Raw genomic sequence first — 11,311 nt, forward strand, 5'->3', positions numbered from 1 at the left:
TATTTAGGAATGGTGCCCAGGGGCGGAATCGAACCACCGACACTGCGATTTTCAGTCGCATGCTCTACCAACTGAGCTACCTGGGCCGCCGCAGCGATCAACGCCGAAGCATCGGCCTTATAGAAAGCGTATACGGCCTTGTCCAGCCCTCCAAACGCGCCAAGTTCAAAAATACGTCATCCGCCGCGCGTCCACAGACGTTTTGCGTTGGCGCGCGCCTTGCGCCCCGCCGGACGCGTCGCCGCTTCCGCCACATCGATCAGATGATGCGCCATCGCCGTGGGATGGCTGTCGCCCGTCATCACCTTGAATGTCGCCCTCGCCGTCTGCAAGGCCCCGGCCTGCGCGCCCTCCGCCGCCGCCATGAGCTTCTCGGAAACCATTTCCCTGGTCTCGCGTTGCGCGCGCTGCGACCCAAAGCCGGTCGCCGCCGCCGCGATCATCGGCAACCGCGCCGCAATCGTCACTGTCGCCGCCCAACCCACTTCCGTCATATCCCACCAGGAACGCGCCAGCCGCCGGTTGAGGGCAAAAATATCATCCATGTCCCACTGCCTCTCGATATGCCGAGCCCAAACGCCCTTGTCGGCGAAAAGACTCGCGCGTTCCTCCCACGCGCCATTGGCAGGCGCGTCGCAATTTGTTATAGCGCGGCGGATATCAAAGCGATTTGCTCGCTCAACACCCCCGCCTCGCCCGATCGGCCCTGCTGTGCGCGATCGGCCTTCGGCGTGCGTGAAACCGCCGTGAACCTTGATTTTGCGCGGCCAGCGCGCCGATGACAAGCGCCTTTTTCTCCTCCTGAAGCAGGAGGGAAAGGCCAGACCGACCAGTGAACAGGAACCCGATGTCGAAGGAAGAATTGCTTGAATTTCCGGGTGTTGTCAGCGAATTGCTGCCCAACGCCACTTTTCGCGTGACGCTCGACAACGATCACGAGATCATCGCCCATACCGCTGGCAAGATGCGCAAGAATCGTATTCGCGTGCTCACCGGCGACCGCGTGCTGGTGGAGATGACGCCCTACGATCTCACCAAGGGCCGCATCACCTACCGTTTCAAATAAGATCTTGTCCGAAGCTCCCGCCCGCACCCGCCTCGCCCTCGCCTCCGGGTCGCCGCGCCGCCTCGCGCTCTTGCAGCAGATCGGCCTCAACCCCGACGCGCTCCTTCCCGCGGATCTCGACGAAACCCCCGGCCGCAACGAATCGCCGCGCAAGCTTGCGGCGCGCCTCGCGCTGGAGAAGGCGCAGTCCGGCGCGAAACTGGCGCGGGCGCGCCCGGATCTGTCGCCCTGCTACATTGTGGGCGCCGACACCGTGGTCTGCGTCGGGCGCCGCATCCTGCCGAAATGTGAAACGCTCGACGAAGCCGACGATTGCCTGCGGCTCTTGTCCGGGCGCGCCCATCGGGTCTTTACCGGGGTCACCGTGATCGACCCGCAGGGCCGCGACCGGTCGCGGCTGGTCGAAGCGCGGCTGCGTTTCAAACGCCTGTCGTCGCGCGAAATGGAGGCCTATCTCGCCTCGCGCGAATGGGCGGGCAAGGCCGGAGGCTACGCCATCCAGGGCATAGCCGGCGGTTTCGTGGTCAAGCTGGTCGGCTCCTACAGCGCCGTGGTCGGTCTGCCGCTTTATGAAACCAGGGCCATGCTCGATGGGCTCGGCTATCCCACGGATGCGTCATGGGCGACGGGGGCGCCGCCGTGACCGCGTCCGAACCGCCCAATTCACCCAATTCACCCAAGCCGCCCAATTCACCCAAGCCGCCGAAATGTCCGCTGTGCGGCAAGCCGGTCGACGCCAAATTCAAGCCGTTCTGCTCGAAACGCTGCGCCAATATCGATCTGCATCGCTGGCTCAGCAATTCCTACGCCATAGCCGGCGCTCCTCACGACGAGGACGAGGATCCCGCGGCGGAGCGATCGGACCAGGATTAGATACCGTCCAAATTGAGCCATGGCGATTGCGGGCGGGCGCCGCGAGCATCACTATGGACGAAATTGATTGAGGCGCGCGGCTATGACGGCTTTGAACGAATCCCTCCCCATGAAAAAGGGGCGTCTTGGCCGTTTCCTCGCCGTCGCCGGCCCCGGCCTGGTGGTGATGCTGGCCGATACCGACGCCGGCAGCGTGATCACTGCGGCGCAGAGCGGCGCCGCCTGGGGCTATCGCCTGCTCTGGCTGCAACTGCTTCTTATTCCGGTGCTTTATGTCGTGCAGGAGCTGACGGTGCGGCTCGGGACCGTCACGGGCCAAGGCCACGCCCATCTCATATCGCGTCATTTCGGCAAGTTCTGGGCGTGGTTCTCGGTCTCGACCCTGTTGGTGTGCTGTCTCGGCGCCCTGCTGACCGAACTGGCGGGTCTGGCCGGCGTCGGCGCCCTGCTCGGCCTGTCAGCGCCGCTCACCATGGTTCTGGTGGTCGGCGCGCTGCTGGCCATGGCCTATTCGCAAGCCTATCTCACCGTCGAGCGCATCGCCATGGCGATCGGCGCGTTTGAACTGGTGTTTCTCGTCGTGGTCGTGCTCGCCCGCCCCGATCCGGCGACCTTGATAGCCCAAGCGACCGACATTCCATTCCACGACCATAAGTATCTTTATCTCATCGCCGCCAATATCGGCGCGGTGATCATGCCGTGGATGGTGTTTTTCCAGCAGAGCGCCGTGATCGAAAAGAAGCTGACGCCCGATGACCTGCCCGCCGCGCGGATGGACACGATCCTCGGCGCCGTACTCACGCAGGTCATCATGGCCGCCGTTCTCGTCGCCACCGGCGCGACGCTCGGCCAATCCGGCCAATCCGGCGATCTCGACACGGTGGCGCGCATCGCCGAGGCGATCACCCCTTTCCTCGGCGAGTTCGGCGGCAAACTCCTGTTCGGCCTGGGCATGACCGGCGCGGCGCTGGTGGCGGCCATCGTCGTCACCCTGACCGCCGCGCGCACCCTGGGCGAGATGCTCGGCGTAAAATGCAGCCTCGACGATCAACCGCGCGACGCGCCGTGGTTTTATGGCGCCTACACCGCCGCTTTGATCGTCTGCGGGCTGGTGGTGGCTTCCGGCGTCAATCTGGTTTCGCTCAGCGTCGGCGTGCAGGTGATGAACGCGCTGCTGCTGCCGTTCGTGCTCGGCTTCCTCTATCTGCTCGCGCGGCGGTTGCCAGCGCCTTTCCGCCTGCGCGGCGCCCATGCCGTTGTTTGCGCCGGAATCATTGCTTTGGCCTCGCTGTTCGGAGTCTATTCAGGCGTTGCCGGCCTGTTCGAGTGAACGACTTTTTTTCGGCGCCAGACGCAGGGCGAGCAGGGACACAGCCGCGCCGGCGTAAAGCAGGGGTTCGAGCGGCCAACTCTTCACCGCGAAGATGAAATGGGCGACGGCCAGCAGCGCCGCCGGATAGACCAGTCTGTGCAAGCGCGTCCAGTTTTTCGCGCCGAGCCGCTTGATCATGCCGTTTGAGGAGGTCGCGGCCAGCGGGATCAGCAGCAGCAGGCAGGCCATGCCGATGAAGGCATAGGGTTTTTTCACGATCTCCCGGCCGATCTCCGCCCAGTCGAAATTGTGGTCGAGGCCGATGAAGGCCAGGAAATGCAGGGCGGCGTAATAAAAGCTCAGCAGGCCCAGCGCGCGGCGGTAGCGCAGCAGGTTGACGCCGGCAAAACGCCGCAGCGGCGTCACGCAAAGGGCGGCGAGCAGGAAGCGCAGCGCCCACAGGCCCAGGCTTTGTTCGAGCGCGCGGATCGGGTCCGGCCCGCTCAAGCCGGAGAGGCCGGCCCCGAAGGCGGCAACCGCCGGAACGAAGCCCAGCCCATAGACCGCCCATACCGGAAAATTTCGCCGCATCAGTAATTCGCCCTCAGATCCAGGCCGGAATAAAGGCTGGCGACGGAGTCGTAGCCGTTGAACATCTGGGTTTTCAGCCGTTTGGCGAACAGGCCGCCCTCCCCGATCCGCCGTTCCGTCGCCTGACTCCAGCGGGGATGATCGACGTTGGGGTTCACATTGGCGAAGAAGCCATATTCGTCCGGCCCGATCATGCTCCACGAGGTCGGCGGTTGCTCGGCGACCAGCGTCAGGCGCACGATCGACTTGATGCCCTTGAAACCATATTTCCAGGGAACCACCAGCCGCAGCGGCGCGCCATTCTGGTTCGGCAGCGGCTCGCCGTAAAGCCCGGTCGCCAGGATCGTCAGCGGATGCATGGCCTCGTCGAGCCGCAAGCCCTCGCGATAGGGCCAGGGAATGATGCGCGGGAAGCCGCGCTGGCCCGACATTTCGTCAGGGCGATAAAGCGTCTCGAACGCCACATATTTCGCGGCTGATTGTGGTTGCGCGCGCGAAATCGCGTCGGCCAGCGGGAAGCCGAGCCAGGGGATCACCATCGACCAGCCCTCGACGCAGCGCATACGGTAAATACGCTCCTCCAGTGTCAACGGCTTTAAAAAGTCCTCCAGGGCGTAATCGGCCGGCTTGTCCACCAATCCGTCGATGCGCAGCGTCCACGGCCTGGTTTTCAGCCGTCCGGCGTTGGCGGCGGGATCGCTCTTGCCGACGCCGAACTCGTAGAAATTGTTGTAGCCGGTGATGTCCGACAGGCGGTTGGGCTTTTCGTCGGTGGACAGCGGGCTGCGCGGCGTGGGCGCCGCCGTGGCGGAGACCCCGGCGAAACCGAGTCCCAGCGCCGCGCCGGCGCCCAGGACATCGCGCCGGTTCAACCAGGCGGCGCGCGGGGTGATTTCACTGCTGGCGACCGGACGGTCGGTCGAAACACGGATGAGCATGCGCATGTCCTGATTGGAGCTTCAGCGATGGTACGAGGAGAAACCGGCATTGTTTCGTCGCCGGCTTGATTTTTTGCCGTGCGACAATATGACGACGCCTCGCAAGATTTTGCCTTCGTGTTGCCTTCCCGCCATAGGAGGCGGGCTTGATCTCGGCTAAGTTGACGCGCTTTCCTGTTTCAGACGCGCTGTGGACATTGGCATGAAAAGAATTCTATCCGCTTTCGTCCTCTCGTGCGTGACTTGTTCCGCCGCCGTGAGCGCCGAAACTTCCCCGTTCGGCCAATTGCTGCCCCCAGAGGCGACCTATCGCATGACCTCACCGTTCGAGGCGCGTCTCGGCGGCTTCGTTCACGAGCCCGGCGGCTCGGAAAAAGGCTCCGCCGACATCAGCGGCGAAGTGATCTTCGGCAATATCTCCGTGAACACCGACCCCTGGTGGGACTTCGTCACCATGCGCGCCCATGTCGGCGGCACGTTCAACACCGACGCCAAGACCAATGGCGAATATTTCGGCCCGATCTGGACCGTCGCGCTCACCGATAGATTTTTTGTCGAAGCATCGATCGACGGCGCCTTCAACGACGGGTTTACCGGCGCGCTCAAGCCGCCGCCGCATCACGCCGGCATGGGCTGCCACGTCGGCTTCCATGAAAGCTTTTCGCTCGGTTACGACCTGACCGAACATTGGAGCGTGATGGCCACGGCCGAGCATTACTCCAATCTCAATCTGTGCGCGCGCAACCACGGCATCAGCAATTTCGGCGCGCGGATCGGCTACAGCTTCTAAGTCATCCCCGAACATCCGTTTTTAGCGCGCGCTCCCTTTGACGAGCGCGCGCTCTGCGCTTATACGCGTGCGTGACGAATGACTGGCGGCCCCCACCGCCCTTTCCCTCCCGCAGAAAGCAAGAAGAATGCGCGTATATTACGATAGCGATGCCGACCTCAATCTGATCAAGGGCAAGAAAGTGGCCGTGGTCGGCTATGGCTCGCAGGGCCATGCCCATGTGCTCAATCTGCGCGATTCCGGCGTCAAGGACATCGCCGTCGCGCTGCGCGCCGGCTCCGCCACCGCCAAGAAGGCGCAAGGCGAAGGCGTCAAGGTGCTGACCGTCGCCGAGGCCGCCAAATGGGCCGACGTGCTGATGATGCTCACCCCCGACGAATTGCAGGGCGACATCTACAAGGCCGACATCGCCGACAACATCCGGCCGGGCGCGGCGCTTTTGTTCGCCCACGGCCTCAACGTGCATTTCGGCCTGATCGAGCCGCGCAAGGACATTGACGTGGTCATGGTCGCCCCCAAGGGGCCGGGCCATACCGTGCGCGGCGAATATCTCAAGGGCGGCGGCGTGCCCTGCCTGATCGCGGTCGATCAGGACGCCTCCGGCAACGCCCATGACATCGGCCTGTCCTATGCCTCCGCCATCGGCGGCGGCCGCTCCGGCATCATCGAGACCAATTTCCGCGAGGAATGCGAGACCGACCTGTTCGGCGAGCAGGCCGTGCTGTGCGGCGGTCTGGTCGAACTGATCCGCGCCGGGTTCGAAACCCTGGTCGAGGCCGGCTACGCGCCGGAAATGGCCTATTTCGAGTGCCTGCATGAAGTGAAGCTGATCGTCGACCTCATCTACGAGGGCGGCATCGCCAACATGAACTATTCCATCTCCAACACGGCGGAATGGGGCGAATATGTCTCGGGACCGCGCGTCATCACCGCCGAGACCAAGGCGGAAATGAAGCGCGTCCTCAAGGACATCCAGACCGGCAAGTTCACCTCCGAATGGATGCAGGAATACAAGGCCGGCGCCGCCCGCTTCAAGGGCATCCGCCGCGTCAACGATTCCCATCAGATCGAAGAGGTCGGCGCCAAGCTGCGCGGCATGATGCCCTGGATCGGCAAGAACAAGCTGGTCGACAAGGCCAAGAACTGAACGGTACTTGAAGCGTCAGGCGCGTCCGGTCCCCCGGGCGCGCCGCATCCTTGCGCGCCAGCCATGAGCGACAGCGAAGGCCTCACGCCGGCCATCGACCGGGCGAAGTTCGAGGAGATCATCTCCACGCTGCTGGCGTCGCGGCCCAGCCCCAGGCAGATCATCTCTTGCTTTGCCGACGATGCCGAATGGCGCCTGCACGGCGAGCCCGCGAACTGGTCTTACGCTGGCCTGCGCCGCGGCCGGGAGTCGGTCCTGGCCTTTCTCAAGGCCTTCGCGGTTGAATTCCAGCAGTTGGGCCTCCGTCGTCTCGCCACCGTGATCGATAACGATCAGGCCTGCATCCAGTATGACCTGCGGGTGCGCCATCGCGGGACGCATCGCGAGGACACCATTCCCTGCCTGTGTTTCATCCGCCTTGAAGGCGCGCTGATCGCCGAAGTCAACGAATTCGTCGACAGCGCCAGGCTCTTCGCCCTGCGCGAAAGCCGCTATTGAGCGAATCGGTTTGGAAGCGTCCGTCAATTCAACAAATGACACGCTTTTAAAACTGCGTGCCTGCAAAACAGGCGCCTTTGCGGTTAATCCGTTGTTCTATTTTCCTGAATTGGCGGCTATTTGGCCTAATGTCACGCTTTCGCCCGCCACCTGCCGCAATATCGGCCACGCGAAAAGCGAGAGCGTCGCCATCGGCGCCGCGCCAACAAGAGCGGCCCGCAAGGGAATTGCAATGAAATATATGACAATGAGGCGCGAGGATTTCATGGCGATCTGCCGCGACATCTACGCGCGCCGCGCGCGAGGCGATGTCGAAGCCGGCCTGGCCCTGTTCCATGACAACGCCACCTATCGGATGATGGGTTCGCGCGCGATCATTCCCGCTGCGGGACTGCGGGTCGGCAAGGCCGAAATCCGCGAGGCCTGGAAGGCGTTTGACGTGGATTTCGAAATCGTCGGCTTCGAGGTGGACGATTTCGTCGTCGATACCCCCCGCATGTCCTACATGTCCTGGCACATGACCCTGTGCAACCGCGGCACCGGCGCGCTGGCCGAGGTCGAAGGCGTCGATCGCATGAAATGGCAAGACCACAAGATCACCGAATGGACGCGCTATTTCGACACCGCCCTGGTCGCGGCGCTGGGCCAGTCGGACGGCCATGGCGAGCCATAGGCTCGCCAGCCCTTCTCCTCGGCTAGAGCATTTTCACGTTTCGTGGAAACATGAAAATGCTCTAGATTCTTGTTTTAACGCATTTTCTTCACGCGAACCGGCGTCCACTTCGCTTGAAGATGCTCTAACCGCCGTTCTTGGACTCGCCCGGCGCTTCCGGCCTCTGTTCGGCGGTCGGCAGCTTCGGTTCGGTCAGGCCATTGGCGATCTTGGCCAGGATTTTCGGCAACTCGTCAGGCTCGGGATTGAGGTCGCGGGCGTGGTTCCACTGGAACTGCGCGTCGAGCTTGCGCCCGACCTGCCAATAAGCGTCGCCCAGATGGTCGTTGATGGTGGGATCGCCGGGCTTGAGCTCGATGGCGCGCTCCAGGATTTTCACCGCTTCGTCGTAATGGCCGAGCCGGTAATGCGCCCAGCCCAGCGAATCCACGATATAGCCGTCCTCGGGCTGCAATTCCACGGCGCGACGCAGCATCTTGAAGGCTTCGTCGAGATGCGCGCCCTGGTCGACCCAGGAATAGCCGAGATAATTCAAGACCAGCGGTTGTTCCGGATAGAGGTCGAGCGCCTTCTTGAAGTCCGGCTCCGCCTTGTTCCACACCTTGGCCCGCTCATAGGAGATGCCGCGAAAATAATACAGCACCCACTGGCCCTTTTCGCCGGACGGGTTCGTGGCGAGCACGCGGGTGTAGGCGTCCGCCGCCTCCAGATATCTCTTCTTGCCGCGCAGCAGATCGGCGAGCGCCGACAGCGCGTCCTGATTGTCGGGATGGGCGTCGCTGAGCTTGCGCAGGCGATCGAGCGCCTCTTCGGACTTGCCGACGGCGTCGAGCAGCAGCGCGATGTGGATGTCGGCGCCGGTCCGCATCGGACTGGACTCCGGCGTCTGGTCATAGACGTCGATCGCGGTTCCGTATTGCTTCAGCCGGCTGTAAGCCTCGCCAAGCGTGTCGAGCGCCAGATCGTGCTCGGGCGCGAGCGCCAGCGCGAGACGCAGGAACACCGTGGCGGCGATCTCGTCGCCCTGGCGCCCGCTGGAGGAGCCGAGCCCATAGGCGCCGAGCCCGTAAAGCACTTCCGCCGCGCCGGCGTTCACCGTCTTGACCAGCGGATCAAGCTTGCGGCCGGCGTCGAGTTCGCGCAGGGCCGCCTGCGCCAGCGGCTGGCGCGGCTGGACCTTGGCGAGGGCCGCGTAAGCCGCCTTGGCCTCCTCGATCTTGCCTTGCCGCGACAGGTTGCGCGCATAGGCGTCCACCAGTCGCAGCGTGTTCTGGTCGACGGCATAGGCGGCCGCCAGACGTTTGCCAGCCTCCTCGGCGCGGCCAGCCGCCTCAAGCATGAGTCCGGCGTGAAAATCGCGGAAGACGGCGAGATTGGGTTCGGACAGCGTATCGACCAGGGACAGGGCGCGCTTGACGTCGCCCGCGCCGACATAGGTCCAGGCGTCGAGCAGGATCGCGGTGAGATCGCGCTGGCGCAGATTGCCGCTGCTGTCGAGTTGCTTGCGCGCGCTGGCGAAATTCCGCGCCCTGATGTCGCGCACCGCCAGCGCCAGCCGCGCCGTGCCGTTCTTGGCGTCGCGCGCGATCAGCTTTTGCGCCAGCGCGAAACAATCGGGCATGTCGCCATTGAGCAGGGTGGCGACGAAGGCGCGCTCGATCAAGTCCACATTGCCGGGATCGGCGCGCAGGATTTCGCGGGCGAAGGTCGAGGCCGCCAGCGAATCGTGTTCGGCCTCCGCGACGCGGGCGGCGAGATAATTGCCGGCCGGACTGTCGCTGACCTCGAAAGGCTCGGACAGAGCGACCGATTCGCGCGCTTGCGCCGCGGGGCCGATCAAAACAAGCGAAACGGCCAGCAGGGCAAGCCCGCGACCGCGCGAAGGCGCTATAAATAGGGATGTCCTGGGCACGAAAGAGCTTTCTGGCGGCTTGGCGCACGTGAGGGCGCGCGTCGCGGAGGGGAACAATCGCCCTGCAAGATGGCGTTTCCGCGCCGCCAACACAAGGGTAAGACGACAAAGAACAGATTTCGCCAAGGCAAAATCCTGCGGGCATGGCGACAAGGGACGGATTTCGCCAAGGCAAAATCCTATGGGCGCGCCTTCACGTCATTTCGATATCGAGGCCAAGATCCAGCGCCGGCGCGGAATGGGTGAGCGCGCCGACCGAGATCAGATCGACTCCGGTCTCCGCGATCGCCTTGACGCTGTCGAGGTTCACGCCGCCGGAAGCTTCCGCGCGCATGCGCCCGCCGATCATCGCCACCGCCGTGCGCAATTGCTCCGGCGTCATATTGTCGAGCAGAACCACATCGGCGCCCTCGGCCAGCACCTCGCGCAATTGGTCGAGCGTATCGACCTCGATTTCGATCTTCACCAGATGGCCGGCGAAGGCTTTGGCCGCGCGCAGGGCGGGGGCGACGCCGCCGGCCACCGCAATGTGGTTGTCCTTGATCAGCACGGCGTCGTCGAGGCCGAAGCGGTGGTTCATGCCGCCGCCGCAGCGCACGGCATATTTCTCGAAGGCGCGCAGGCCCGGCGTGGTTTTGCGCGTACAGCAGATTTTCGCCTTGGTGTGGGCGACGGCTTCGGCGTAGTGCGAGGTCAGCGTGGCTATGCCGCACAGGCGCCCGAGAAAATTCAGCGCGACGCGCTCGGCCGAAAGAATGCCGCGCGCCGATCCTTCGATGCGGGCGACGATGGCGCCGGGGGCGAGAGGATCGCCGTCGCCGGCCAGGGACTCGAAGACGAGGGAGGAATCGACCAGTTCGAACGCTTTGCGCGCGAGATCGAGTCCGGCCAGCGCGCCCGGTTTTTTCCGTGCCGCGATCACGGCGCGGGCGCGGGCTTCGGCCGGAATGGTGGCCTGCGAGGTGATGTCGCCGGCGCGTCCGAAATCCTCGTCGAGCGCCGCGCGGACCGCCTGTTCGACCAGCAGCGAATTAAGCACGGGCAAGGGCATGGGATTTCTCGTCGACAGAATCTCGCGCCAGCGCCAGCGCCTCGTTCAGGGTGATGTCGGAGCGCTGCGCCTGGGCCGGATCGGCCTGGGGGTAATCGGTGCGGAAATGACCGCCCCGGCTCTCGCGGCGTTTTTGAGCGGCGGCGGCGATCAGCAGCGCGGCCTCGGCGCGGTTGCGCAGGTCGAGGTTTTCGGCCTTCATCGCCTTTTCGCGCAGGGCGAGCAGACGGATCAGCGCCGCGCGCAGGCCGGACGCATCGCGCAAAACGCCGACATGGCGCTGCATGATGTCGCGGATTTCGCGGGCGCCCGCCGCATCGGGCGCGATGGCGCGCGGCGCGGGCGGCGGCGCTTCGGGCGCCGGCAGTTCCGACAGGACGGTCTTGACATCCTCGGCGGCGCGGGCGGCGTAAACCACCGCCTCCAGCAGGCTGTTGGACGCGAGGCGATTGGCGCCGTG

General features: G+C 64.3%; 13 protein-coding genes, 1 tRNA gene and 1 pseudogene. 8 read left to right on the top strand and 7 right to left on the bottom strand.

Annotation, left to right across the window (positions count from 1 at the left end; genetic code table 11):
• Positions 1-10: 10 nt before the first annotated feature.
• Both CCR94_RS20900 and CCR94_RS20905 read right to left on the bottom strand, forming a co-directional pair.
• Positions 11-86 (bottom strand) — tRNA-Phe (locus CCR94_RS20900).
• A 90-nt stretch (positions 87-176) separates the two neighbouring features.
• Entirely contained in the window at positions 177-545 is a 369-nt protein-coding gene (locus tag CCR94_RS20905) for a hypothetical protein (RefSeq protein WP_104509907.1), read from the bottom strand.
• 302 nt (positions 546-847) lie between these two features.
• Here CCR94_RS20905 and infA point away from each other — a divergent pair, with 302 nt between their 5' ends.
• The 4 genes from infA to CCR94_RS20925 all read left to right on the top strand — a co-directional run bounded on the left by infA (position 848) and on the right by CCR94_RS20925 (position 3,269).
• Positions 848-1,066 carry a translation initiation factor IF-1 gene (infA, locus tag CCR94_RS20910; RefSeq protein ID WP_088522381.1) on the top strand — a complete coding sequence of 73 codons (219 nt, stop codon included), beginning with the start codon at positions 848-850 and terminating at the stop codon, positions 1,064-1,066.
• Positions 1,067-1,070: 4 nt separating this feature from the next.
• The gene (locus CCR94_RS20915) at positions 1,071-1,709 is read left to right on the top strand and encodes a Maf family nucleotide pyrophosphatase (protein WP_104509909.1); all 639 of its coding nucleotides are present in this window, start codon (positions 1,071-1,073) and stop codon (positions 1,707-1,709) included.
• The gene (locus CCR94_RS20920) at positions 1,706-1,939 is read left to right on the top strand and encodes a DNA gyrase inhibitor YacG (protein ID WP_244594163.1); all 234 of its coding nucleotides are present in this window, start codon (positions 1,706-1,708) and stop codon (positions 1,937-1,939) included. The genes CCR94_RS20915 and CCR94_RS20920 overlap by 4 nt, the downstream gene beginning before the upstream one ends.
• A 109-nt stretch (positions 1,940-2,048) precedes the next feature.
• The gene (locus CCR94_RS20925; protein ID WP_244594164.1) at positions 2,049-3,269 is read left to right on the top strand and encodes an NRAMP family divalent metal transporter; all 1,221 of its coding nucleotides are present in this window, start codon (positions 2,049-2,051) and stop codon (positions 3,267-3,269) included.
• Here CCR94_RS20925 and msrQ read toward each other — a convergent pair.
• Together msrQ and msrP are read right to left on the bottom strand one after the other, a co-directional pair.
• The gene (gene msrQ, locus CCR94_RS20930; RefSeq protein WP_104509913.1) at positions 3,243-3,842 is read right to left on the bottom strand and encodes a protein-methionine-sulfoxide reductase heme-binding subunit MsrQ; all 600 of its coding nucleotides are present in this window, start codon (positions 3,840-3,842) and stop codon (positions 3,243-3,245) included. The two genes, CCR94_RS20925 and msrQ, sit on opposite strands and share 27 nt — an antisense overlap.
• Complete coding sequence (gene msrP, locus CCR94_RS20935) at positions 3,842-4,780, bottom strand: protein-methionine-sulfoxide reductase catalytic subunit MsrP (RefSeq protein ID WP_104509929.1); 939 nt, start codon at positions 4,778-4,780, stop codon at positions 3,842-3,844. Before msrP ends, msrQ begins: the two co-directional genes overlap by 1 nt.
• Positions 4,781-4,982: 202 nt before the next feature.
• On the opposite strand from msrP, the gene CCR94_RS20940 reads away from it, so the two are divergent.
• The 4 genes from CCR94_RS20940 (at position 4,983) to CCR94_RS20955 (ending at position 7,888) form a co-directional block, all read left to right on the top strand.
• Entirely contained in the window at positions 4,983-5,570 is a 588-nt protein-coding gene (locus CCR94_RS20940; RefSeq protein WP_104509915.1) for an acyloxyacyl hydrolase, read from the top strand.
• 127 nt (positions 5,571-5,697) lie between these two features.
• Positions 5,698-6,717, top strand: coding sequence for a ketol-acid reductoisomerase (gene ilvC, locus CCR94_RS20945; protein ID WP_104509918.1), 1,020 nt, complete (start codon positions 5,698-5,700; stop codon positions 6,715-6,717).
• A gap of 63 nt (positions 6,718-6,780) precedes the next feature.
• Entirely contained in the window at positions 6,781-7,215 is a 435-nt protein-coding gene (locus CCR94_RS20950; RefSeq protein WP_104509921.1) for a nuclear transport factor 2 family protein, read from the top strand.
• A gap of 232 nt (positions 7,216-7,447) precedes the next feature.
• A complete protein-coding gene (locus tag CCR94_RS20955; protein ID WP_146090129.1) occupies positions 7,448-7,888 on the top strand; it encodes a nuclear transport factor 2 family protein in 441 nt (146 codons plus the stop codon).
• Between the two features lie 124 nt (positions 7,889-8,012).
• Here CCR94_RS20955 and CCR94_RS20960 read toward each other — a convergent pair whose 3' ends face one another.
• The 3 genes and pseudogenes from CCR94_RS20960 to CCR94_RS20970 all read right to left on the bottom strand — a co-directional run.
• Positions 8,013-9,800: a tetratricopeptide repeat protein gene (locus CCR94_RS20960; protein ID WP_244594165.1), complete on the bottom strand. Its 1,788-nt coding sequence runs from the start codon at positions 9,798-9,800 to the stop codon at positions 8,013-8,015.
• Between the two features lie 193 nt (positions 9,801-9,993).
• Positions 9,994-10,851, bottom strand: a complete 858-nt coding sequence (nadC, locus tag CCR94_RS20965; protein WP_104509925.1) for a carboxylating nicotinate-nucleotide diphosphorylase — start codon at positions 10,849-10,851, stop codon at positions 9,994-9,996.
• Positions 10,832-11,311: pseudogene (locus tag CCR94_RS20970) on the bottom strand (L-aspartate oxidase); the annotation flags it as partial. The gene nadC and the pseudogene CCR94_RS20970, both read right to left, overlap by 20 nt.

Source organism: Rhodoblastus sphagnicola, assembly GCF_002937075.1.
Taxonomy (GTDB): domain Bacteria; phylum Pseudomonadota; class Alphaproteobacteria; order Rhizobiales; family Beijerinckiaceae; genus Rhodoblastus; species Rhodoblastus sphagnicola.